The organism is Pseudoalteromonas sp. UCD-33C, assembly GCF_001306895.1.
Classification (GTDB): Bacteria; Pseudomonadota; Gammaproteobacteria; order Enterobacterales; family Alteromonadaceae; genus Pseudoalteromonas.
The window spans coordinates 57616-80636 of the sequence record NZ_LJTB01000004.1 but is presented as its reverse complement, the minus strand read 5'-3'; the positions used below and the strand labels follow the sequence as shown (position 1 = coordinate 80636).

Here is a 23021-nt window from a genome sequence, read left to right as displayed (position 1 = left end):
ACTATGCTCAAAGCGATAACCACAACATTGCTCTTAGTATGCTTATCTTTATACCCATTTATTGTGTATTTTGGATTACAGCATATCTCATTAAGGCAAGTGAGCTTGGTATTGATGGTATTGTTAGGTTTAAGGCTTTTACTTAGCAAGAAGTTACTGACATCTATGCCATGGATAAAGCCAGCCTCTATTTTGGCTATTATCGCTTTAGCAACAACGCAGTTTTTTAACAGTGATCTGGGCTTAAAGCTTTACCCAGTCATTATAAATACAGTAATGGCCATAACCTTTGCTTATTCGTTGAAAAGTGGCCCAACAGTCATTGAAAGTTTTGCTCGAATTAAAGAGCCTGATCTTGATGAGAAAGGGGTTAATTACACGCGCCAAGTTACTAAAGTATGGTGCGCGTTTTTTATTATTAATGGCAGTATTGCGTTATACACTAGCCTATTTACTTCGTTACAGACATGGACTCTGTACAACGGATTAATAGCCTATATTTTGATTGCTCTCTTAGGCCTTGTGGAATGGCTTGTAAGACAAAAGGTTAAAAGTAATGGTAGCGAGTAACCTGAAATTTCACCCAGACGCTGCATTTGTTGTTGCAGGGCAGCCAATAACACAAACACAGTTTTTTGCTGATATTGCGGCTTATCAAAGTAAGCTCACAGCGCTTAAAGCTGGCAGCCATGTGGTGTTATTCCATCCTGATACCTACCAATTTGCAGTGCGCTTATTTGCCTTAGCGTGTAGTGGTTATAATGTTATTTTGCCACCTAATGGTCAGCACGAAACCTTAAGTTTATTGCTAGCACAGTCTGCTTTTTTTGCCGGCGATGCGACCAATATCAATGATGATGTGCTATTTACTAACCTTGAGCAAAGTCTTGGTCACACGCCTTTGCAAACTAACCGTTTACAATGGCCAACAAACACAGCGGTTATATTTTATACGTCAGGCTCATCAGGGCAATCTAAACCGATAGTGAAACCGTGGCGGGTATTAAATCGAGAGCTTGCAGTACTTTCAATGTCATTTGACTTACCCAGCCAGTTTACGTTTTTAGCAACCGTTTCGCATCAACATATTTACGGCTTATTATTTCGTTTACTTTGGCCGTTGGCGAAAGGCCATATAATTGATAGTGAACAAATTCAGTATCCTGAACATATTGCGCAAAGACTAAAAAATATTCGTTATGCAGCGCTCGTTTCAAGCCCTGCACAACTTGGTCGTTTATGTGCTGATAATGTGTTAATTCCTGAACGCGACAAAATTAAGTGGTTATTTTCCTCTGGCGGACCACTCAACAATGAACATGCCGAAACTTTATTTAACCAGTTAGCTCGCCCGGCTACCCAAGTATTTGGTAGTACCGAAACCGGCGGTATTGCTTATCGACAAGTTACACAGGCGGCGGTTGATGTACCATGGCAGCCGTTTAATGGTAATTTTTTATCGCTGAATCATGAAGGGCGCTTGATGCTAGATTCTGCGATTTTAGAGCAATCGAATTTCCCTTTAGACGATAGAGCACTCGTTCATAAAAATGGTCAATTTAAACTGTTGGGCCGTATAGACAGAACGATAAAAATTGAAGAAAAACGTTTAAACCTAGATGAGCTTGAGAGTTATCTGCAAAGTCACGACTGGATAAAAGAAGCAAAAGTGGTGGTTATTCCAGCTAAGCGCGTGCAAATTGGTGCGGTGGTTGTACTCAGTGAAGAAGCTAATAAAGAGCTTGAACAACAGGGTAAATTGGCAATTAACCGCGCTTTACAAGCACACCTCTCAAACCGCTTTGAACGTATTTGCTTACCACGTAAATGGCGCTACATCGATGCACTTCCTTTTAACAGCCAAGCTAAATTAAGTTTAAAAACATTGGAGCAGTATTTTGCCAAGCCTGAATAACGTGACCCCAGAGGTGGCCGTTTTATCACAAACAGAAACTAGCGTGAGTTTAGCGTTAACCATTGCGGCTGATTTAGATTATTTTCGCGGCCACTTTCCAGATGCGCCAATTTTAGCAGGCGTAGTACAGCTGGATTGGGCAGTAAAATATGCTCAGCAATATTTGGGTTTTGGCAAACTAGTACAAGATTTAGAAGTGTTAAAGTTTCAGGTAGTAACAACCCCTGATATGACGGTAAACCTCACCCTTGAGCGCAATGCAAAAGGCAAATGTTTGTTTAGCTATCAATCAGAAAAAGGCCAGCATGCGTCTGGTCGAATTGTATTTTGTGATTAAGCCATGAACCAGTTTTGTATTGTTATTCCTAATTACAATCACACCCATGCTATTGCTGCTGTACTCGATGAGCTAAAAGAGCTACAGCTGCCGATAATCATGGTTGATGATGGCAGTGACGCTGATGCCAAACAAGTATTTGCAACGCTTAACGCTAAGTACGATTTTTTAACCTTGATAAGCCATGCTCAAAATCAAGGTAAGGGTGGGGCAGTTCAAACTGGGTTGATGGCTGCCTATCAGCAAGGGTTCAGCCATGCCATTCAGGTTGATGCTGACGGCCAGCATTCGTTAGCAGATATTAGTAAGTTGATTGAACTAAGTAATGCATCACCTAACAAGGTGATCAGTGGTTGTCCTATTTATGATAGCTCAGTGCCTAAGCACCGTTATTTAAGTCGTTACATCACCCATTTTTGGGTTTGGGTAGAAACGCTCAGCTTTGATATTGTTGATTCAATGTGTGGTTTTCGGGTTTACCCCTTAGCAGCCGTTGAACAATTAATGGCTAAGCAAACGCTTGGCAAGCGCATGGACTTTGATATTGAAATTTTAGTCAGGCTTTATTGGCAAGGTGTTAAAGTCACGTTTTTGCCAACCCAGGTCATTTACCCTGAAAATGGCGTATCTCATTTTCGAGCCTTACACGATAACGTGGGAATTTCGTGGCTGCATACGCGTTTATTCTTTGGCATGTTGCTACGCTCACCTAAGCTGCTTTGGCGTAAGGTGGCAGGCTAATGGCTGTAAAACATTGGTCAAAAATGCAAGAACGTGGCAATCGCTTAGGCATGCAAATATTGCTCGTATGTTATCGCGTATTTGGTCGAAAAGGCTTGTGGTTGGTGTTGTTTCCGGTGGTGTTTTATTTGTTTTTAACTGGCAAAACTGCCCGCCAAGCGTCACATGCATTCTTAACCCAAGCGCGCAAGGTGAATGGCAATAGTAAAGCAGTTACTTGGCGCGATAGCTTTCGTCATTTTCGCTGCTTCGCTGACAGCGCCTTTGACAAAATAGATGCATGGCTTGGACGAATTCAGCAACATAATATTCTTTACACCAACGAAGCGCTGTTTAAACAACTTGATGAGCAACAGCAAGGGGCTATTTTTATCGGCTCACACCTTGGTAACTTAGAGGTATGTAGAGCCCTTAGCCAACACCGAAACAGTAAAAAAATCAATGTATTGGTGTTTACGCATCATGCTGTAGAATTTAATAAATTACTGAAAAGTATTAATCCGGATGTTGCAGTAAACCTCATTCAAGTAACCGATCTTGGCCCAGATATGGCAATTATGCTCAAAGAGAAAGTCGAGCAGGGTGAAATTGTGGTGATAGTCGGTGATAGAACCAGTACTACCACCGCAGGAAGAGTTATCGAAGCTGACTTTTTAGGTAAGCCAGCCCCCTTTTCACAAGGGCCATTTATTTTAGCTGCGCTGTTAGATTGCCCGGTGTTTCATCTGTTTTGTTTAAAAGATAAAAAGCCCAATGGCGAAACATTTTACCGCGTGATTTTTGAAAAATACGCCGACAAACTCGTTTTACCGCGTAAAACGAGGCAACAAACATTACAACAAATTGTTAGCGATTATGCGCAAAGGCTCAGTTTTTATGCTGCGGCCTATCCGTATCAATGGTTTAATTTTTATGATTTTTGGCAAAATGACGAGCAAGTGTCTCGTAGTCAAAACAAGGAGAACTAAGGTGTCAGAGCACTCGACTACCGTTTTTGGCAAACAGCGTTTATCAATCGAAGATATTGTTCATATTGCATTAGAGCAAGGTGCTGTTGCGTTAACATCAGACCGTCAATTTGCTAATAAAATAGACAGCGCCGTGGCGTTTTTAGATAAGTTGCTTGAAGATGATGGCGTGATATATGGCGTTACCACAGGTTATGGCGATTCAGTAACCGTAAAAGTGCCACTTGATTTAGTCAATGAGTTACCACTGCATCTTACTCGTTTTCATGGTTGCGGCCTTGGCGATGTGTTTAATCAAGCCCAAGGGCGCGCTATTTTAGCGACTCGTTTAACTTCGCTTTCACAAGGGTATTCTGGCGTTAGCTGGGAGATGTTGAATTTATTACGTGACTTTTTAAATCACAATATTGTACCGGTGATCCCGCAAGAGGGGTCTGTAGGAGCCAGTGGTGATTTAACGCCGCTTTCGTATGTAGCCGGTGCTATGGTTGGTGAGCGAGATGTGTATTACAAAGGCGAAATTAAAAACAGTCTAGAGGTGATGCAAGAACTAGGCTTACAGCCATTAAAGCTACGCCCGAAAGAAGGGCTGGCAGTCATGAATGGCACTGCCGTGATGACAGCTTTGGCATGCCTTGCTTATGATAGAGCAGATTACTTAGCTAAATTGACTAGCCGCATAACAGCCCTTGCAAGCCTTGCATTAAAAGGTAACAGTCATCACTTTGATGATATTTTGTTTTCAGTGAAGCCACATCCAGGGCAACAGCAAGTAGCTGCATGGATCCGTGGTGATCTAAATCATGTAGAACACCCTCGTAATGCTGACCGCTTACAAGATAGGTATTCAATTCGCTGTGCTCCACATGTTATTGGTGTGCTGCAAGATAGTTTGCCGTGGTTTAGGCAAATGGTTGAAAATGAACTAAATTCGGCAAATGATAATCCAATCATCGATGGCGAAGGTGAGCACGTATTGCATGGTGGTCACTTCTATGGTGGTCATATTGCAATGGTAATGGATAGCATGAAAACCGCTGTTGCTAATTTAGCCGACTTAGCAGACAGACAAATCGCATCCTTAGTTGATACGCGCTATAACAATGGTTTGCCTTCTAATCTATCGGCGAGTAATGATGAGCGTCGCTACATTAACCATGGTTTTAAAGCGGTCCAAATTGGCGCCAGTGCATACACGGCCGAAGCATTAAAACTGACCATGCCAGCAAGTGTGTTTTCTCGTTCAACCGAGTGTCACAACCAAGATAAAGTGAGCATGGGAACTATCGCTGCACGAGATTGTTTGCGTATATTGCAGCTAACTGAGCAAGTGGTTGCAAGTACTTTGCTTGCGAGTATTCAAGGTTTGCGTTTACGTATTAATAGCGGTGAGCTTGAATTCGCTAGTTTAACTAGTGATGTACAAAGTATGTATCAAGACATTAGCGAGTTTTTCCCGCTGCTTGATGAAGACCGTCCTCTAGAGGCTGTTCTTCGCTTTACGGTAGACGCTATTCAAACAAAACGTTGGAGTTTATATGCATAGTCGTGGCTCGTTGTTGAGTACTCATGTTGAGATTGAAATTCCTTTTCATGATTGCGATCCAATGAATGTGGTATGGCATGGTAATTACCCGCGCTATTTAGAAGTCGCGCGCTGCGAATTACTGCGTTTGTTTGATTATGATTATGTGCAAATGCAAGAGTCTGGCTATGCGTGGCCGATTATTGACATGCATATTAAGTACGTCGGCTCAGCATTGTTTACACAAAAAATCCGCGTTGATGCGTACTTAAAAGAATATGAAACACGATTACGTATCGATTACGTAATCACTGATTGCGCTACAGGTAAAAAGTTAACCAAAGCAACGACTATCCAAGTTGCGGTTGATATAGAGAAAAAAGAAATGCAGTTTGTTTCGCCGCCTGTACTCCATGAAAAACTTCAAAAGGTGATTTAATGCGATTAAGCGTGTTGTTACTGAGTGTGCTCGTTTTTTTTCCTGTGTTTGCATCAAGCGCAGTAACAGAGCAAGGCACATTTAGCCAAGAAAAGCATTTTAAAGGGTTTAGTAAGCCTTTTATATCAACAGGTTCGTTTGAACTTGCTGAAGATAGCCTCACTTGGCAAGTTGAATCTCCGGTTAAAAGCACGCTATTAATCAAGCAAGGGCAAGTATATACCCTGGATGACCAAGATAAGCCGCAGCTACAAAAAGGTGCAGAGCCTTACGTTAATTTACTGCAAGCAATTTTAAAGCATGATGAAGTGGCACTTGCTGAGCAATTTACGATGACAGAGCATGCAGAGCCCGGTTGTCAGACTTTATTGCCTAAAGATAACTTGCTAAAGCAGCTATTTAGTCAGTTCGAATTATGTGTAGCAGCAGAACAAGTGAGCCGTGTGCGTCTTCAAGAAGCAAATGGTAACTTTACTGTGTTACGCTTTGCTTATCCTCAAAATGAGCATAAACAGTGAAAGCATGGGGCCTAACGCTTGCTTGGCTAAGCCTATTAGTTAGCGCCTTAGTGGTTGTTTTTATTCTAAAACAGCCGACGTTGAATAATGATATTTTGGCTTTGTTGCCAAAGTCAGAACCGCGTTTACAGCAAGTCGAAGAACACTTTTTTTCAGCTAATAAACAGCAGTTGAGCTTTTCTTTTCGGGGTGAGAATAAAGTAAAAGCTTATGATGATTTACATCAGTGGCTGGCGAGTAAACACATTGAGCCTCGTTTTAAGTTACCCGAAATCTCCCAATTGGCAGCATTTTACGGTCAGTACGCTGGGCATTTAGTCTCCGAGGAATATAAACAAGCTATTGGCGATGCTAATCGCTTTCAACAGTATTACTTTAGTCAGTTGAGTAAAGTCGCTGATCCTTTTGTTTCAAGTACTATCAACCAAGACCCAACACTTGCTACAGCAGGGTTCTTATCTGAGGCAATGACACACATACAGCAATTTGAGCTGCAAGATGGCCGAATTAACATTATCTATCAAGGTGATGAGTATTTAATGTTATTTGTGCAAAGTGCTGACAATGCCTTTTCAATAAATCAATCAATAGCGTTGAGCAATGAGATAGTTGCCTATATCGCTGAGCTTGAAGGCCGCTATCCAGATACACAAATTCGCTATGCCGGTGCTTTATTTCACACCGCAGCAAATGCGCAGCAAGCCAAATTTGAAATGACCTTGTTTGGTTCGGTGAGCTTGCTGGCTCTTATTGTGATGGTGGTGTGGGTGTTTCGCTCGATAAACGCATTGTGGCTGGCCTCTGTAACCGTGATAAGCGCCGCTATTGGCGGCACCATTGCGCTGATCAGTATTTTTAGTCAGGTGCATGTATTAACCATGGTGTTTGCCGTTACACTGATTGGTATTGCCATTGATTATGCATTTCATGGCATGCTTGATTTAACCGAGCAGCCGCAAGGTTTTAGCCAAGGGCTTAAACTGGCACTGTTGTTGTCGTTACTAACCACCACACTCGGTTACGCGAGTTTGTTTTTCTCACCCGTGCAGTTACTCAGTCAAGTGGGCGTGTTCGTTGTTGCAGGGCTAGTTACAGCTTGGCTTTGCACACGAATTTTACTGCCTTATTGGCAAGCTGGTTTAACCATTAACACTGCTGCGCATCAATTAGCTAACTGCTTAAGTGGTTATTTAAAACGATTAACGCATTATCGCGTCGCACTCAGTATGCTGACGTTAGTGTTATTGAGTGCTTTTGCCTTACTAAAACCCCCTGTGATTAATGATGATGTAAAGCTGTTAAATGCAAGTCCTGCTGATTTAATGCAAAACGAAGCGTTGCATATGTCTTTATTAGGTAAAGATAATGGCCAAATCATGATTTTATTTGCTGATAATGCGCAGCAGTTATTAGTAGAGCAAGAAGCATTAAAAGCAACTATTCGCGGTCTTAATGGCCGTGCCTTGATGCTTAGTGACTTAGTGCCTAGTAAACAATTACAACAGCAAAACTACGATCAACTGCATTCGGCCCAGCAAGCGATGAGTGTGGTTAGCCAAATGACAGGGACGCCCGTTGAGCTCCCAACATCAATGCTTGATTTAAACGCGGCACTTAATTCACCGTTAGCGCCGTTAATCGCTAACCAAGTGATCTCAAACAACACACTAACCGCAAGCTGGTTTATGGTAACAGGTGTAAATAAATCCGAGCTGATGGATTTAGCCAACGCTTACCCAGATTTAGTTGTTTACGATAAAGTCGCGATGATAAGCGAAGGTTTAAGTCATTACTCAAATTCGTTACTGGTGACACTGGCCATTGCGATGACCTTTGCGTTATTACTCTTTAGCGTTAAATTTGGTTTTAAAACGGCGTGTAAACAAACGTTAGTGCTTGTACTAACAACCGCGGCTGTACTGCTACTATGCAGTGCGCTGCAATCTCAGCTGTCGATTTTTAATTTATTAGGCTGTTTATTGATATTAGCGTTGGCAATCGATTACTTGGTGTTTTATCAGGTCAATAATTTAAGCTCGAGCAATGTACTCGCAATTAGTTTGTCAGCGGCATCATCGATGTGGGTATTTGGCATGTTGGCCGTTTCGAAAACGCCGGCCATTTTCAGTTTCGGATTAACGGTATTAGTGGGGCTAGTTTGTATCTATATCCTGGCGCCGCTCAGTATTGCATTACCTAAAAATAAGGAAAAATAATAGGTGAATAATCAAGTTCAACAGGCTGATGTTGTTATTATTGGTGCTGGCCCTTCAGGTGCCGTGGCTGCCAGTTTACTGGTGAAAAAAGGTTGGCATGTAGTGGTGTTAGAGCAGCAAACCTTTCCGCGTTTTTCGATTGGTGAAAGTTTATTACCCCAGTGCATGAGCTTTTTAGCAGAAGCAGGCCTTGAGCAAGCGGTGCAAACACAGGCACAATCGCTTGGTTTTCAGTTTAAAAATGGTGCGGCGTTTCAACGTCGTGGCGACCACACAACAATCGATTTTACCGAGAAATTTAGCGAAGGCCCTGGCACGACTTTTCAAGTAAAACGCGCTGACTTTGATAAATGCTTAGCCGATGGTGCCATGCAGCAGGGGGCTGAAATTCGATACCAACATAGCGTGTTAGCGTTTACCGATTGTGAGGATGGCGCTTTACTTGATGTTACGGATGAAAACCAGCAAGGCTATCAAATTAAAGGGCGCTTTGTACTTGATGCTAGTGGTTTTGGCAGAGTATTACCTCGCTTACTTGATTTAGAGTCAGCATCAAATTTCCCAGTACGTTGGGCTTTTTTCAGCCATTTTAAAGATAATATTAGCGATACCCAGTTTGACCGCGAAAAAATCTTAATTAATGTTCATCCAGAGCATAAAGATATTTGGTATTGGCTGATCCCATTTAGTGATGGTACGGCAAGCATTGGTGTCGTTGGTAAACCAGAGCAACTTAATGATAAACAACCACTCGCTGGTTTAAATGAATTTATCGAACAAGATAGCTATTTAAGTGAGTTATTAGCCAATCGTGAAGCAATTGGTGAAGCGCGTGCTATTAAAGGCTATTCGGCTAATGTGTCGAGCTTGTATGGTGAGCATTTTGCACTACTTGGTAATGCCGGTGAGTTTTTAGATCCGGTATTTTCATCTGGGGTGACGATTGCATTAAAATCAGCTTCATTGGTTGCTCCTATAGTAGATAGCTACTTACGTGGTGAGCAAGTTGATTTCAAAAACGATTACAGTGAGCCTTTGCAACAAGGGGTTAATTGCTTTAGAACCTACGTCAGTGCTTGGTATGATGGCTCATTTCAGGACGTGATTTTTTACAGTGAGAAAAACCAACAAGTGCGCGAGATGATCAGTGCTATTCTTGCTGGTTATGCATGGGATTTACAAAACCCATTTGTAAAACAAAGCAACAAACGCTTAAATACACTGGTTGAATTATGTCGCGACTAACACGCTCTTTGCTCTTATCTTTGAGCATATTAGTGGCAAGTTGCGCCAGTGAATTTGCAGTAAAAACGGGTGTTGATTTAGCGCCAAATGCAGGGATTTATTTGCTTGATCCACCGCCGTCATTAGTTGCCGATAATTGGCAGCAAGTACTTGAAGTACACCATGGCGATGAGCAGCATACATTACTAGCGCAGCTGAGTTTAAACAGTGAAACGGGGATTAACTTGGCTGTTATGACGGCTCAAGGTATGCCAATCTTTCAGTTAGAAAAAGCGCCACTAGGGCCGATTAAAAGCGAAAAAATGCTCCCTATCAACGCGGTTGATCCTCGCTATATTCTTGCTGATATCATGCTAGTACACTGGCCGGTTACTGTGCTGAACTCGCAACTTTATAATTTGAACTTGGTTGAACAAGGCTCGACACGGCGTTTATATCAAGGTGAACAGTTAATTAGTGAAATTCGCTATTTAGACGGTGCAACAGAACTTGTAAACTTTCAGCGAGATTACAAAATTAAATTTCAAAGGGTTAATTGATTATGCCATTTTGGCTTAACGACTTAGGTATTGTTAGTGCATTGGGGGTTGGTCATCAACAAACAATGCAAAGTATCAGCTTACAACCTAAACAAACACTCACAGAGGTGACGTCGCTTGCATTTGAGCAGCGCCCAACTTTTGTGGGGTTGGTTAATGAACTGCCATTAACAGCATCAATGCGATTTTATCAGCTAATCGATTTAGCGCTGGGGCAAATTGCTGACACATTAGCAAACATAGACATTCCGAGCAGCCGTATTGCTGTGGTGATTGGTACTAGTACTGCTGCAATTCAAGAAGGTGAAAGAGGTCGAATTGCCCATGCAGCTAAGGGAAAGTGGCCAGAGGAGTTTGATTATTACGACCAAGCGCTCGTCGCACCTGCCAATTATATTGCCAAAAAACTCGCTGCGAAGGGGCCAAGTTACAGCATTTCAACTGCGTGTAGTTCAAGTGCCAAGGCGCTTATTAGTGCGCGCGCCTTACTCAGTGCCGATTTAGCCGATGTGGTAATTTGTGGTGGGGTAGATAGCTTGTGCCAACTCACTATTAATGGCTTTGATTCGTTATCGTCTATCAGCGATGAAATTTGTAAGCCGTTTAGTGGCGACAGAGCAGGCATCAATATTGGTGAAGCCGCAGCGTTATTTGTTATGAGTAAAGAGCAGCATACAAAACAGAGCATTGCCTTTTTAGGTGGTGGTGAAAGCTCCGACGCCCACCATATTTCAGCACCGATTGCAGACGGTTCTGGCGCAATTGCTGCTATGACAACGGCGTTGCAAGACGCGAATTTAACGCCTTCAGATATCGACTACATTAATACCCATGGAACAGCCACACCGCAAAATGATGCGATGGAATCTCTGGCAATCAGTGAGGTATTTGGCAAAGATACTAAAGTGAGCTCTTCTAAACATTTGACCGGCCACACTCTAGGCGCTGCAGGTGCCTTAGAAGCGGGCTTATGTTGGCTTTATTTGGCTTACCCAGAGTTTAATCAATTAGTATGCAATCAGGTTATAAAAGACGAATCATTGGCTGAAATTGGCTTAATAACACAACCAGAAACGGCAGAAATTAACACCTGTTTATCAAATTCGTTTGCCTTTGGCGGCAATAATGTCAGTGTAGTACTAGGACATCTAAATGAATCGCTATAAAATTGAGCAAGTAGTCCCTCATAGTGAGCCAATGATATTGCTCAATCGCCTATCTAGTTACAGCGAAGAGTCAGGTTGCTGTGAAGTGGATATTAGTTCACAAAGCCCGTTTTATGACGAGAGCTTAAATGGGGTTGCCAGTTATATTGGTTGTGAATATATGGCGCAAACTATCGCAGCTTATGCGGGTGCGCTGGCAAAAGACAAAGGAAATGAAGTACAAATCGGTTTTTTAATTGGTACGCGCAAATATAAAACCTATGCACCGGTATTTAAAAACGAGCAAACGCTTAAAGTCTCGGTGACAAAATTATATCAAGAAGAATCAGGGTTAAGTGTATTTGAGTGTCAAATACATAGCGATGAAACATGCTTAGCAGAAGCAAAAATTAATGTGTTTCAACCACAAGACCCAATGCAGTTTATAAGAGAAAATCAATGACAAAACGTATTTTAGTCACCGGCTCAAGCCGTGGTATTGGCAAAGCAATCGCACTTAGATTAGCTAACGATGGCTTTGATATTGCTGTTCATTGTCGCAGTGGTGTGGCTGAAGCAGAGCAAACCTGTGAAGAAATCAGTGCGCTTGGTCGTCATGCTAGCTTATTGCAATTTGATGTTTGCGATAGAGAGCTTGCAAAACAACAAATTGAAGCTGATATTGCCGAGCACGGTGCGTATTATGGGGTGATCTGTAATGCCGGTATCACGAATGATATGGCGTTCCCAGCGATGCAAGGTGATGATTGGGATAAAGTGATCCGTACTGGCCTTGACGGTTTTTATAATGTGGTTCATCCAACGGTGATGCCAATGGTGCAAGGTCGTAAAGGTGGCCGTATTGTCACTATGGCGTCAGTGTCAGGGATTGCCGGTAATCGCGGGCAAGTTAACTACAGTGCCGCTAAAGCGGGCATTATTGGTGCGACCAAAGCGCTTTCGCTTGAGCTTGCAAAACGTAAGATCACCGTTAACTGCGTAGCTCCAGGGCTAATCGAAACCGAAATGACAGACGATTTACCGGTTGATGAAATGCTAAAAATGATCCCATTAAAACGTATGGGTTCGGTTAGTGAAGTCGCGGGTACTGTGTCGTTTTTATGTTCAGATGACGCCGCGTATATCACCCGCCAAGTTATTTCTGTGAATGGCGGTATGGTGTAATGAAGCGCGTTGTTGTTACAGGCATGTCTGCCATTACTGCATTAGGTGATACCTGGGGTGAATTTAAAACCGCTTTGCAAAAAGGTGAAAATGCCGTCCAGTACATGACTGACTGGGATGTGGCGCCAGAACTAAACACTCGACTAGCAGCACCTGTTACTCATTTTAGTAAACCAAGCCACTATAAGCGTAAACAAGTTCGCTCAATGGGGCGTGTTGCTATGATGTCGACCCGTACTACAGAGCTTGCTCTAGAAGAAGCTGGGCTATTAGAGCACTCAAGTCTAACCGACGGCTCTACTGGTATTGCTTTTGGCTCATCAACGGGGTCAACGCCACCATTATTGGCTTTTGCAAAAATGATGGAAACCGGCGAAATGACAGGCGTAACGGCCACCAGTTACATCCAGATGATGGCGCATACAGCGCCTGTGAATGTGGGTGTCTTTTTTGGCTTAAAAGGTCGGGTGATCACTACCAGCTCTGCGTGCACATCAGGCTCGCAAGGTATTGGTTATGCTTATGAAGCGATTAAGTATGGTCGCCAAAAAGCCATGGTGGCTGGTGGCGCAGAAGAGTTATGCATCACAGAAGCTGCGGTATTTGACACTTTATACGCGACGAGCACAAAAAATGATGCTGCGAAAAGTACGCCACGACCATTCGATCAAAATCGTGATGGTCTGGTTATTGGTGAAGGTGCAGGCACGCTCATTTTAGAAGAGTATGAGCATGCCCTAGCCCGTGGAGCGACTATTTATGCGGAGCTGGTCGGTTTTGGTTGTAACTCAGATGGTCAACATGTGACGCAACCTACCGCAGAAACTATGCAAGTGGCTATCGAAATGGCACTTAATGATGCACAGCTTACTGCCGACCAAATTGGCTATGTGAATGCTCATGGTACGTCAACAGATCGGGGTGATATTGCGGAGTCTCTGGCGACTTTCAATGCCCTTGGCAAGAAACCTATTAGCTCATTAAAGAGTTATTTAGGTCATACCTTAGGAGCGTGTGGCGCCATTGAGGCATGGGCAAGTATCAATATGATGAATGATGGTTGGTTTGCACCTACTATCAATTTAACGGATGTCGATCCTGAGTGTGCTGATTTAGACTATATCAAGGGCAATGGCCGTGAAATGCAAACAGATTACATTATGAGCAATAACTTTGCGTTTGGTGGCATCAATACCTCGTTAATTTTTAAAAAGTGGCAAGCATGATCAAGCGCTGCATCATAAGTATTTTATTTATTCTAACTTTTAATGCTTATGCTGCACAAGACAGTGTAGAAAAGGGCACTGCAAAAATGGAGTTCGGTGCAGGCCTTTTTTATGCAGATATCCCGCATTATTTAGGTTCAGATGAAAGTGAGCAATACCTATTGCCTGTGCCTTATTTTCGTTATCAAAGCGATAAAATGGCCATCGACCGTAATAACTTCACTGGCTTTTTGTGGCAGCAAGAAAATCTCCATTTAGATTTATCTGCCAACGTAGGTCTTGCAGTTGACAGTGAAGACAACAAAGCCCGAGAAGGTATGGATGATCTAGATTGGGTGTTTGAATTAGGGCCTTCACTTAATTACTACCTAATAGGTGAACCAAACGCTAAACAGCATTTGTATTTAAGCCTGTTTGCACGCAAAGCCATTGCGACAGATTTCTCAGGTATTGATGATATTGGCTGGCGTTATGGGCCAAGTGTGTATTATCGAGTGCCGATCATCGAAAAAGCGGATTCACAATTTTCATTAGCGTTTCGTGGCAATATCAACTTTGCTAGCGATAAATACCTTGATTACTACTATGGAGTGAGTGACTTACATAGCAATGAAACTCGCCAAGCATACTCAAGTCGTTCAGGTTTTTCTGGCGCTGATGTATCAATTGGGGTACATTTTGACACACCAAAGTATTGGTTAGGTGGTTTTGTTAAATATCATCACCTTGCTAACAGTCAACAAGATGCAAGCCCACTCGTGAAGCAAGATTATAATGTTTCGGTTGGTTTTGGTGTTGCATGGAAATTTTATAGAAGGAATTTTTAAATGAAGTTATTGACCCTTGCATGTGTTTTAGCGGCTTGTTTGTTTTCAACAAACAGTTTTGCACGTGATGATATACAAACGCTACCTGTACAAGCATTACTTGAAACCACCAAAGCGAAACAAGCGCTGTTAGATATTCCGCTATATTTCGCTGATCAAAGTCATAACAGCATTAAAACTAATTATGGTGAAGTGATCACCAACAAGAAAACCAACGCATTTAATAAAACTGACCGAGAAGCGTGTGAGTGGGTAATGCTTAGTGCTTTAAAAGCATTACAAGAGCGTGCTGTTCGTGAAGGCATGAATGCAGTTGTAAATATTCAGTCGTACTACAAAAAACGTGAGTTCGTTAGCCAAACCGAATATCAATGTGGTGCGGGCACATTTGTTGCTGGCGTGGCATTAAAAGGCACTTTAGTTAAGTTATAACTAACTAAAGTCATTTTTTTTCTGTATAATTTGCGACCCTTGATATGATGGCCGCAGGTTATACAGCATGAATTTTAAATCATTTAGTTTTTCTTCTGAGCTTTTACAGGCATTAGAAGAGCTTAATTTCGAAACGCTTACTCCCGTTCAACGTAGTGCAATTCCTGCGGTAAGAAAAGGCAAAGACGTACTTGTTAGTGCGCAAACAGGCACGGGTAAAACCGCTGCATTTGCTTTACCACTTATCCAAAAATTATCAGAGTCAGCGGTTAGTGAAAATAATGCACCAAGTGCATTAGTGCTTGCACCTACCCGCGAATTAGCTGAGCAAATTGCTAATAATTTTAAAGCGTTTGCAAAATACACCGAACTCAAAACAGTGTGCTTGTTTGGTGGTATCAATCTAGCGGGTCAAGCTAACGATTTGAAAGCAGGTGTCGACATCGTGGTTGCAACGCCAGGGCGCTTACTTGATCATCTGCGTTTAGGTAACATCAGCTTAGCTAATGTTAAGCATTTAGTGCTTGATGAAGCTGACCGTATGCTAGACATGGGCTTTATCAACGATATGCAAATTGTTATTAATGGTTGTGATGAAGCGCGTCAAATCTTATTGTTCTCTGCCACTTTCCCGGCGGCAATTAAACAATTTGCGAGTAAAGTACTAAAGCAGCCTGAAATCATTCGTGTTGATCAAACAAACAGTACTGCAGAAACAGTGCAACATGTTGTTTATCCAGTTGAAGAGCGCCGTAAGCAAGAGCTTTTATCTGAATTGATTGGTAAGAAAAACTGGCAGCAGGTACTTGTTTTCGTAAACATGAAAGAAACCGCTGATGAGCTTGTAAAAGAGCTTAATCTTGACGGGATTCCTGCTGTTGTTTGTCATGGTGATAAAACCCAAGGTAACCGCCGCCGCGCTTTACGCGAGTTTAAAGAAGGTAAAGTTCGCGTGCTGGTCGCAACTGAAGTAGCTGCTCGTGGTATTGATATTGAAGGGTTGCCACGTGTGATCAACATCGATCTACCTTGGCTTGCAGAAGACTACGTGCATCGTATCGGCCGTACAGGTCGTGCTGGTAAGCCGGGTCAAGCAATTTCGTTTGTGAGCCGTGAGGAAGAAAACACTTTATTCGATATCGAAAAGCTAATCGGACAGCGCATCAAGCGTGTTGTTTTACCAGGTTACGAAGTAAGCAGCCGTGAAGTACTGATTGATAAAATTGGTAAAAAGCCGTCGCATTTACGTCGTAGCCGTACAAATAAGGCTTCGGGTCAGGCAACGGGTGAAGCGCGTGCAAAGAACCGTTCACGAATCGCAAATGTTCGCAAATCTTTGAAAGGCAATAAATTAAGCCTTAAAAAGTAATAAATTCCGATAACAAACGTATAAAAAAGCCCCATTGCTGTTTGGCAATGGGGCTTTTTTGGCCCTGTTAGTAGTACAAATGGAGTATTTTGTTAAATTTTATGACATAAAACCGAAAATTAGATTAACAAATGTACCTTACTGAATTACAATCGCTTTGAAATCAGTCAAGTAGCGTTTCTAGCGCGTCAGTGTCTAAATGGATGTTTATGCAGTACATAAAAAGAATAATAAATAAAATAGTCGCCCCTACTTTTTTACTTAGTGTTGCCTGTATGCCTTTTTCTGCCAATGCATTTGATAAAGCAGAGTTCTCCCTTGCCCATATTAAAGAGTCTATTAGCGTTGATGGTGTGATGGATGAGTCGCATTGGCAATACGCCACAAAAGTACCATTAAAATATCAGAATGAGCCAACCGAAAAAGGCACGCCGCTCGTACAAACCGATGCCTACATGTATGAAGATGGTAAATACTTGTATGTTGGTTTTATTGCAAAAGATAATGACCCTTCGCAAATTCGTGCCGCCCTTCGAGATCGTGATACGCTTTGGCAAGACGACAATGTTGCCTTGATGATTGATACCTTCAATGATGAACGAACCGGCTATGAGTTTTATGTAAACCCTCTTGGTGCGCAAGGCGATATGCGCATGACGGATATTGATGATTGGGTGGAAGATCCATCATGGGATGCCATTTGGGACAGTGCAGGGCAAATTACCGACGACGGTTATGTGGTTGAAATGCGTATTCCATTCACTGCACTACGCTTTCCAAAAGATCAAACAGAGTTAACCTGGAGTTTTGCCGTTTGGCGAAATTATCCGCGTGATGTGTATTATCAAATGTCGAATGTTGGTTTTGACCGAGATGTAAAATGTAGCTTTTGCCAGTTTGATAAACTCACAGGCTTTGCCAACATGACAGAGAGCCAAAACATTCAGCTTACGCCCACTTTAACGGCGCTTCGCCATGATACCAAAGATACAGTGCCGGGTGATTGGCAAAATGGTGATATTGATACTGAAGCGGGCTTGGACTTACGTTGGGGGGTGACGCAAGATGCGGTTATTAATGCCACCATTAATCCTGACTTTTCGCAGGTCGAGGCAGATTCACTTGAACTTGATGTAAATACTACTTACTCAATTTATTATGCTGAAAAGCGTCCATTCTTTTTAGATGGCGCCTCTTATTTTGATACCAGCCAACTAGAACTTTTATATACGCGAATGATTGCTGAACCTGATGTGGGTTTAAAGTTAACAGGTAAAACCGGCGCGCACAGCTATGGCTTTATGTACGCTGACGATCAGAATACCAGTGTCTTACTTCCGACGAATCAAGGTTCTGGCTTTGCTAATCTAGCAGATAAAACGCAAGCAGTAGCGGGGCGTTATCAGTTTGATATTGGCCAAAAAGGCACAATTGGTGTGATGAGCACTCACCGTGAAAATGATGATTATCATAATACGGTGTTATCTTTAGATGGCAGCTACTGGTTTAATCAATCAGATAGTTTGCAGTATCAAGTAGCAAGCACAGATACCACTAACTCAGAATTTTTAGTTGATTATTATGGCATTGATAAAAATCAATCAGATCAAGCTTATGCCATTGAATTTACAAGAACTAAGCGTGATTACGAAGTCTATGCTAGCTACGAAAATATAGGTAAAGAATACCGCTCAGATTTGGGTTATCAAGCTAAAGTTGATTACGAGCAAGTACAACTAGGCGGTGGACAAACATGGTATCGCGATGCTGATGATGCAATCACAGAGTACAGCTACAATGTTGAGTGGGATAAAACATGGGCGCAAAATGGCGACCTACTCGAAGAAGAATACGATGGCTTTTTTACCTTTAAAGGTAAGATGCAGTCGCAAACAGAAATTGGCTTTATTCATCGTAATGAGTTTTATGCCGGCGAGTTTTTTAATCAAAACATAGGTTATATCTATGGCGGTTTTAGACCCATTCGTGACATTAGCTTTTTATTGTATGCTCAATATGGCAGCAAAATTGATTATAGTAATGCAGCTTTAGGTACTATGGTTCGCATTGAACCTGAGATGACATGGGATATAAACGATCATTGGCAGGTGCAACTAGAGCACAGCTACAGCTATTTAGATAACGAGCAAAATGAACGTGTTTATACTGCAAATTTAACGGATCTGCGTGTTTATTATAAATTTAATATGCGCTCGATGCTGAAACTCGTTTTGCAGTTTGAAGATGTCGATCGAAACAATGAAGCTTATCGATTTGATGTAAGCCAAACTAACCGCGATTATGGCAGTCAGTTAGTGTATTCGTACAAGATTAACTCGCAGACACTGTTTTATTTAGGGTATTCTGATAAAGGTTATCAAGATGATTCATTGAAGAACCTTGAGCGTGATCAACGTACCTTCTTCACTAAGCTAAGCTATGCATGGCAGCTTTAAAAAAATTATAAAAAGGAAAATCATAATGAATATTGCAAAAATATCAGCTGTTGCAGTTGCAGCGACCGTACTTGCGGGTTGTGCAGCGAAACAAGATGTAAGTCGTTTTGAAGCGGAAAAACCAAAAACCGTGTGTATTGCAGAGCACCAAGCAGTTAAAGAAGGTGTTGTAACATCACTACAATCTGGTTTTGCAAAACATAATGTGCAAACGCGTGTTATCCCTGCCAATTATGTAATGAAACACCAAGCGTATCAAACAGACATTTCAGCTGCTAACACATATGGTTGTGATGCGATTGCATTTTATGTTGCTAACTGGCATTGGGATTTAGCCCTATATATGGCATATGCCAATATTTGGGTCACTAATGTTGACCAAACTAAAACAATTGCTCAGGCAAGCTATCGTACGGGTGGTGGTTTAGATAAGTTTATTGATGCAAACGATAAAATCATCGAATTAGTTGATTCAATGTTCCAGCAAGTTGAAGCCAAGAAACAACAAGAAAGCCAGAAAAAGGCAATATAAAGCAAGTATGTTGGTCAGCTTATGGCTGACCAACTTCTTCGTTTACTTTACTTCTTACCACTCCTTCAAGGCTTTTTAAGCCCCATTGCTTACCAATCTCAACAGCTTCATCAACTGGCTTTTTCAAGGTTATGGCATTGTATAGCGCAACAAGAGCGCCAACACGGTTGCTGCTCGCGCAGTGAAGTAAGGTGGTTTGCTGTTGGTGCTCATTGAGCAAAGCCTGAAGTTTCGTAGCATTTTCAATGGTAATATCAGCTTTAGATTGCACAGGGATATGGTAATAGTTCATACCAAGCTCAGTGACTAACTCTTGCTCAGACCAATTCGTTTCGTTATCACCGCGAAGGTTGATGATGTTCTCAACACCAAGTTGTTTTAGCTTGGCAAAATCGGTTTGACTTGGCTGACCTGAAGTTAGCACATGCTCAGATTGGGCCTTAAGATTCAAAATATCCAGTTGCGTAGCAGCTGTTTGTGCTGCTAATGCTGAAAATGACAGCAGCGCAGCACAGGCTAATTGTATAAACTTATTCATGTTACTCCTTGAAAAGTGTTTAATTTTTGCTGTAGACGGTTTCACCACGGCTAATGGTTTCTATCACTTGTAAGTTATGTAGCTCTGCAGGCTTTATTTTCAACGGGTTGTTATCAAGGATAATTAAATCTGCTTGCATCCCTTGTTTTAATTGCCCTTTTGAGCTTTCTTCAAAGTGTTGATACGCAGGCCATGTTGTCATTGCTTGTAGTGCAGTATACACAGAAACACGTTGATCTGGGCCTAATACTTGATCTGTACGAGTTGTACGGTTAACCGTTGCATCTAATACACGCAGTGCATTGGGCAGAGCTACAGGCGCATCATGATGGGTACTGAACATTAATCCTTGTTTGCGAACTGCATGGGTGGGCGAAATAAAATCGGCGCGGGGATGACCAAGCACCGAATTTACATGCCAGTCGCCCCAATAAAAGGTATGCATTGGGAAGAGCGATGGAAATATGCCTAATTCTTTAAGACGGTTTACCTGATCTTGACGAATAGTTTGACCATGAATAAGTACGGGGCGGCGGTCTTTTTTACCAAGCTTGTTATTAGCATTTTCAACAGCATTTAAAAATTGTTCAATAGCGGCATCACCATTTGCATGAGTCATCACTTGCCAGTCATTGGCAAAGGCAGTTTCAATATACTGATAGGCTTGTTCATCATTAAAAGTAGGGTAGCCTGCATAGCCTTGCTCTTGGCCTTCAGGTGCTTTTAAGTATGGGTGAGATAACCAAGCGGTTTTTCCTTGTGGTGAGCCATCAAAGTTAAGTTTTACACCACCAATACGAAAATGATTTGTGTAGTTTTTACTGTTATAGGGTGAGTCCATAAAACTGCTGCTGGTAGCCATATCGGCATAGGCTACCACATCAATGACAAACTTATCCGCTTTGGATGCTCTTACCATCGAATCATAAGCTTCTTGAGTTGCTCGGCCTTCTTGTGCTGTGGTGTAGCCGTATTTTGTGTAGAGTTTTTGCCCTTCTTGCAGCATTAAATCTTGTAAGTCAGGATCAAACGACTGCATGAGTTTAAACAGTAAACCAAAGTGCGCGTTTTCTTCGAGCACCCCATTGGGTTCTTGTGAGTTGGCCATACGACGAATTAGCCCACCGTCAGGATTGTCTGTGTTTTCGTCGATGCCGGCCATGGCTAAGGCTTTACTGTTTGCAACACTTAAGTGCCCCGAAGTATGAATGATGATCACTGGCTTTTCGGTGCTAACGCGGTCTAAGTCCATTTTAGTTGGGTATCTATCAAGCTCAGCATCATCGTAACCAAAGCCTAAAATAGCACCCGTTTTTTCAATAAATGTGGTGTAGTCAGGGTTATTTTGTGCTGCGGTAAGAATATTAACGATTTGCTCAACACTATTGGCATCACCATCTGGGCTAGGTAATACATTGGCTACCATGGCTTGCAAACCAACACCATAGACATGGCTATGGCCATCAACAAAGCCTGGCATTAAGGTTTTGCCTTGCAAATCAATCAGCTTTGTTTTGCCAAACTTATGCTCAAGTGCTTTAGTTTTATCACCCACAAAAATGATTTTTTCACCTTGGGTAGCGATTGCTTGTGCATATTCGGGTTTGTCGCCAGTCATTGTAAGAATATCGCCACCATAATAAATGGTATCTGCTGCACTTACTTGCAGTGGTAGGGTTTTAGCTGTTTGTTCAGGGGGGTTATCGCAAGCCGTTAAGGCAAGTACTGAACAAGCGATTGCGAGGTGATGTTTCATATAAATCTTCCATGAATTTTGATTATGTCTAGGAATATAGTCTGTTTAAAAGTTTTGTCTTTAAAAAATAGTATTAAATTTCGTTAAAGTACAAGACAATAGCTGCACCATCGAGGCTACTACCGTTGTGAATATTGATGCCGATACCAAAGTTGTCAAACCACGAGGTCCACTTGCTACTATCCCATAAAAAGCCGATACCGTATTCATAAAAGTGATCGGTCCCAAACGCTGCGCGACTATCGCCGCCTAAATCGATTCGCTGTCCTTTAATGTAAAAAGCTTGCTCAAAAAGCCCAATTTTGAACATGTTAAATTTAGCTTTGATACCATTAAGTGTGCGCCATGTTTCAGGTGTTGCATTGCTTATCCCATCAGGGTGAGAGAGTGCCCAACCATAGTAATAATTAAAATTAAGCTTGTACTCGTAATAGCCCCAATGCCTAGGTAAGCGATAGATCATGGTCGCATTTGGGTTTAACACCAGTGCATTACTATTGAGGTTGGTGTAAAGATTTTCGGTTAAAGGCTTAAAGTTACGCCTAGACTCGGGAGAGTTATACTCATAGTCATTGTTGTAATGTAAGTAGTGAGTGTTAAAGCCAAATTGATATGACCATTTAGAGCCAAGTGCTTTTTCGGCATTAAAACCGATCATGCCGTTATATACAGTTTCTGAAATATAGTCGTCAGCCACATTATCAAATAGCGAAATGAAATCTGATTGATTCAAATAGCTTACCCTGCTGGTCAAACTTAGTTTGTGTTGATAAATTGGCTTATCAAGCTGCCAAGTATAAGGAATACTGTAGAGTCTGAGTTTTTTTCTAAGCGCGATACTGTCTTCATCTTTACTGCTATGTTGTGGGTCAAACAGTGTTTGTGGGTCAAAATCACCCATACCTAAGGTAATACTGTCCCCATCCGTTAAAACCAACGATGTTGCAAATGCGGTTTCAAGTTGCTTAGTTGGATTGGCATATAAATTAAATACACTTAATGCGTGCAATAGAAACCACAGCTTTAATAGCTTTTTCATATAAAATAACAATAAAAATTAATGTCTTAATAATAGTCATAAAGTTAGCTTTCAACAATCTCAGGTACAAAAA

At 41.9% G+C, this 23021-nt stretch carries 23 protein-coding genes; 20 read left to right on the top strand and 3 right to left on the bottom strand.

Features of this window, described 5'->3' with window-relative positions; genetic code table 11:
• The first annotated feature begins 3 nt into the window (after positions 1-3).
• From AOG26_RS10420 to AOG26_RS10325, 20 genes are all read left to right on the top strand, one after another.
• Positions 4-570 (top strand): hypothetical protein, encoded by a 567-nt coding sequence (locus AOG26_RS10420; protein WP_054562420.1) that lies wholly within the window; start codon positions 4-6, stop codon positions 568-570.
• Positions 557-1915, top strand: coding sequence for an AMP-binding protein (locus AOG26_RS10415; protein WP_054562419.1), 1359 nt, complete (start codon positions 557-559; stop codon positions 1913-1915). The genes AOG26_RS10420 and AOG26_RS10415 overlap by 14 nt, the downstream gene beginning before the upstream one ends.
• Positions 1899-2252 (top strand): ApeI family dehydratase, encoded by a 354-nt coding sequence (locus AOG26_RS10410; RefSeq protein WP_054562418.1) that lies wholly within the window; start codon positions 1899-1901, stop codon positions 2250-2252. The genes AOG26_RS10415 and AOG26_RS10410 overlap by 17 nt, the downstream gene beginning before the upstream one ends.
• A gap of 3 nt (positions 2253-2255) precedes the next feature.
• Positions 2256-2993, top strand: coding sequence for a glycosyltransferase family 2 protein (locus AOG26_RS10405; protein ID WP_054562417.1), 738 nt, complete (start codon positions 2256-2258; stop codon positions 2991-2993).
• A complete protein-coding gene (locus AOG26_RS10400; protein ID WP_054562416.1) occupies positions 2993-3961 on the top strand; it encodes an LpxL/LpxP family acyltransferase in 969 nt (322 codons plus the stop codon). Before AOG26_RS10405 ends, AOG26_RS10400 begins: the two co-directional genes overlap by 1 nt.
• Before the next feature lies 1 nt (position 3962).
• A complete protein-coding gene (locus AOG26_RS10395; protein WP_200907864.1) occupies positions 3963-5507 on the top strand; it encodes an HAL/PAL/TAL family ammonia-lyase in 1545 nt (514 codons plus the stop codon).
• Complete coding sequence (locus AOG26_RS10390; protein ID WP_054554548.1) at positions 5500-5925, top strand: acyl-CoA thioesterase; 426 nt, start codon at positions 5500-5502, stop codon at positions 5923-5925. Before AOG26_RS10395 ends, AOG26_RS10390 begins: the two co-directional genes overlap by 8 nt.
• On the top strand, positions 5925-6443 hold the full coding sequence (locus AOG26_RS10385) for an outer membrane lipoprotein carrier protein LolA (protein WP_054562415.1): 519 nt from the start codon (positions 5925-5927) through the stop codon (positions 6441-6443). The genes AOG26_RS10390 and AOG26_RS10385 overlap by 1 nt, the downstream gene beginning before the upstream one ends.
• Positions 6440-8659, top strand: a complete 2220-nt coding sequence (locus AOG26_RS10380; RefSeq protein WP_054562414.1) for an MMPL family transporter — start codon at positions 6440-6442, stop codon at positions 8657-8659. Before AOG26_RS10385 ends, AOG26_RS10380 begins: the two co-directional genes overlap by 4 nt.
• Before the next feature lie 3 nt (positions 8660-8662).
• Positions 8663-9904 (top strand): NAD(P)/FAD-dependent oxidoreductase, encoded by a 1242-nt coding sequence (locus AOG26_RS10375; protein WP_054562413.1) that lies wholly within the window; start codon positions 8663-8665, stop codon positions 9902-9904.
• Positions 9892-10443, top strand: coding sequence for a DUF3261 domain-containing protein (locus AOG26_RS10370; protein ID WP_054562412.1), 552 nt, complete (start codon positions 9892-9894; stop codon positions 10441-10443). Before AOG26_RS10375 ends, AOG26_RS10370 begins: the two co-directional genes overlap by 13 nt.
• Positions 10444-10445: 2 nt before the next feature.
• Positions 10446-11609 carry a beta-ketoacyl-ACP synthase gene (locus AOG26_RS10365; protein ID WP_054562411.1) on the top strand — a complete coding sequence of 388 codons (1164 nt, stop codon included), beginning with the start codon at positions 10446-10448 and terminating at the stop codon, positions 11607-11609.
• Complete coding sequence (locus AOG26_RS10360; protein WP_054562410.1) at positions 11596-12051, top strand: ApeP family dehydratase; 456 nt, start codon at positions 11596-11598, stop codon at positions 12049-12051. Before AOG26_RS10365 ends, AOG26_RS10360 begins: the two co-directional genes overlap by 14 nt.
• The gene (gene fabG, locus AOG26_RS10355) at positions 12048-12773 is read left to right on the top strand and encodes a 3-oxoacyl-ACP reductase FabG (RefSeq protein WP_054562409.1); all 726 of its coding nucleotides are present in this window, start codon (positions 12048-12050) and stop codon (positions 12771-12773) included. Before AOG26_RS10360 ends, fabG begins: the two co-directional genes overlap by 4 nt.
• Entirely contained in the window at positions 12773-13999 is a 1227-nt protein-coding gene (locus AOG26_RS10350; protein ID WP_054562408.1) for a beta-ketoacyl-ACP synthase, read from the top strand. The genes fabG and AOG26_RS10350 overlap by 1 nt, the downstream gene beginning before the upstream one ends.
• Positions 13996-14826 (top strand): MipA/OmpV family protein, encoded by an 831-nt coding sequence (locus AOG26_RS10345; protein WP_054562407.1) that lies wholly within the window; start codon positions 13996-13998, stop codon positions 14824-14826. Before AOG26_RS10350 ends, AOG26_RS10345 begins: the two co-directional genes overlap by 4 nt.
• A complete protein-coding gene (locus AOG26_RS10340) occupies positions 14827-15258 on the top strand; it encodes a hypothetical protein (protein ID WP_054562406.1) in 432 nt (143 codons plus the stop codon). It abuts the gene before it with no gap.
• A gap of 67 nt (positions 15259-15325) precedes the next feature.
• Positions 15326-16627 (top strand): DEAD/DEAH box helicase, encoded by a 1302-nt coding sequence (locus tag AOG26_RS10335; protein WP_054562405.1) that lies wholly within the window; start codon positions 15326-15328, stop codon positions 16625-16627.
• Positions 16628-16836: 209 nt separating this feature from the next.
• Entirely contained in the window at positions 16837-19083 is a 2247-nt protein-coding gene (locus AOG26_RS10330) for a carbohydrate binding family 9 domain-containing protein (protein WP_054562404.1), read from the top strand.
• Between the two features lie 25 nt (positions 19084-19108).
• Positions 19109-19615, top strand: coding sequence for an Sbal_3080 family lipoprotein (locus AOG26_RS10325; protein ID WP_054562403.1), 507 nt, complete (start codon positions 19109-19111; stop codon positions 19613-19615).
• A 19-nt stretch (positions 19616-19634) separates the two neighbouring features.
• On the opposite strand, the gene AOG26_RS10320 is transcribed toward AOG26_RS10325, so the two are convergent.
• The 3 genes from AOG26_RS10320 to AOG26_RS10310 form a co-directional block, all read right to left on the bottom strand.
• A complete protein-coding gene (locus tag AOG26_RS10320; protein WP_054562402.1) occupies positions 19635-20153 on the bottom strand; it encodes a protein tyrosine phosphatase family protein in 519 nt (172 codons plus the stop codon).
• A 19-nt stretch (positions 20154-20172) separates the two neighbouring features.
• A complete protein-coding gene (locus AOG26_RS10315) occupies positions 20173-21909 on the bottom strand; it encodes an amidohydrolase (RefSeq protein WP_054562401.1) in 1737 nt (578 codons plus the stop codon).
• A 73-nt stretch (positions 21910-21982) separates the two neighbouring features.
• Complete coding sequence (locus AOG26_RS10310) at positions 21983-22948, bottom strand: Solitary outer membrane autotransporter beta-barrel domain (RefSeq protein ID WP_054562400.1); 966 nt, start codon at positions 22946-22948, stop codon at positions 21983-21985.
• Positions 22949-23021 lie beyond the last annotated feature (73 nt).

Excerpts from the sequence above, each read along its gene's own strand:
- AOG26_RS10420 (WP_054562420.1), top strand. The coding sequence starts at position 4 with ATGCTCAAAGCGATAACCACAACATTGCTCTTAGTATGCTTATCTTTA.
- AOG26_RS10415 (WP_054562419.1), top strand. The coding sequence starts at position 557 with ATGGTAGCGAGTAACCTGAAATTTCACCCAGACGCTGCATTTGTTGTT.
- AOG26_RS10405 (WP_054562417.1), top strand. The coding sequence starts at position 2,256 with ATGAACCAGTTTTGTATTGTTATTCCTAATTACAATCACACCCATGCT.
- AOG26_RS10400 (WP_054562416.1), top strand. The coding sequence starts at position 2,993 with ATGGCTGTAAAACATTGGTCAAAAATGCAAGAACGTGGCAATCGCTTA.
- AOG26_RS10390 (WP_054554548.1), top strand. The coding sequence starts at position 5,500 with ATGCATAGTCGTGGCTCGTTGTTGAGTACTCATGTTGAGATTGAAATT.
- AOG26_RS10385 (WP_054562415.1), top strand. The coding sequence starts at position 5,925 with ATGCGATTAAGCGTGTTGTTACTGAGTGTGCTCGTTTTTTTTCCTGTG.
- AOG26_RS10370 (WP_054562412.1), top strand. The coding sequence starts at position 9,892 with ATGTCGCGACTAACACGCTCTTTGCTCTTATCTTTGAGCATATTAGTG.
- AOG26_RS10365 (WP_054562411.1), top strand. The coding sequence starts at position 10,446 with ATGCCATTTTGGCTTAACGACTTAGGTATTGTTAGTGCATTGGGGGTT.
- AOG26_RS10360 (WP_054562410.1), top strand. The coding sequence starts at position 11,596 with ATGAATCGCTATAAAATTGAGCAAGTAGTCCCTCATAGTGAGCCAATG.
- fabG (WP_054562409.1), top strand. The coding sequence starts at position 12,048 with ATGACAAAACGTATTTTAGTCACCGGCTCAAGCCGTGGTATTGGCAAA.
- AOG26_RS10350 (WP_054562408.1), top strand. The coding sequence starts at position 12,773 with ATGAAGCGCGTTGTTGTTACAGGCATGTCTGCCATTACTGCATTAGGT.
- AOG26_RS10345 (WP_054562407.1), top strand. The coding sequence starts at position 13,996 with ATGATCAAGCGCTGCATCATAAGTATTTTATTTATTCTAACTTTTAAT.
- AOG26_RS10340 (WP_054562406.1), top strand. The coding sequence starts at position 14,827 with ATGAAGTTATTGACCCTTGCATGTGTTTTAGCGGCTTGTTTGTTTTCA.
- AOG26_RS10335 (WP_054562405.1), top strand. The coding sequence starts at position 15,326 with ATGAATTTTAAATCATTTAGTTTTTCTTCTGAGCTTTTACAGGCATTA.
- AOG26_RS10330 (WP_054562404.1), top strand. The coding sequence starts at position 16,837 with ATGCAGTACATAAAAAGAATAATAAATAAAATAGTCGCCCCTACTTTT.
- AOG26_RS10325 (WP_054562403.1), top strand. The coding sequence starts at position 19,109 with ATGAATATTGCAAAAATATCAGCTGTTGCAGTTGCAGCGACCGTACTT.
- AOG26_RS10320 (WP_054562402.1), bottom strand. The coding sequence starts at position 20,153 with ATGAATAAGTTTATACAATTAGCCTGTGCTGCGCTGCTGTCATTTTCA.
- AOG26_RS10315 (WP_054562401.1), bottom strand. The coding sequence starts at position 21,909 with ATGAAACATCACCTCGCAATCGCTTGTTCAGTACTTGCCTTAACGGCT.
- AOG26_RS10310 (WP_054562400.1), bottom strand. The coding sequence starts at position 22,948 with ATGAAAAAGCTATTAAAGCTGTGGTTTCTATTGCACGCATTAAGTGTA.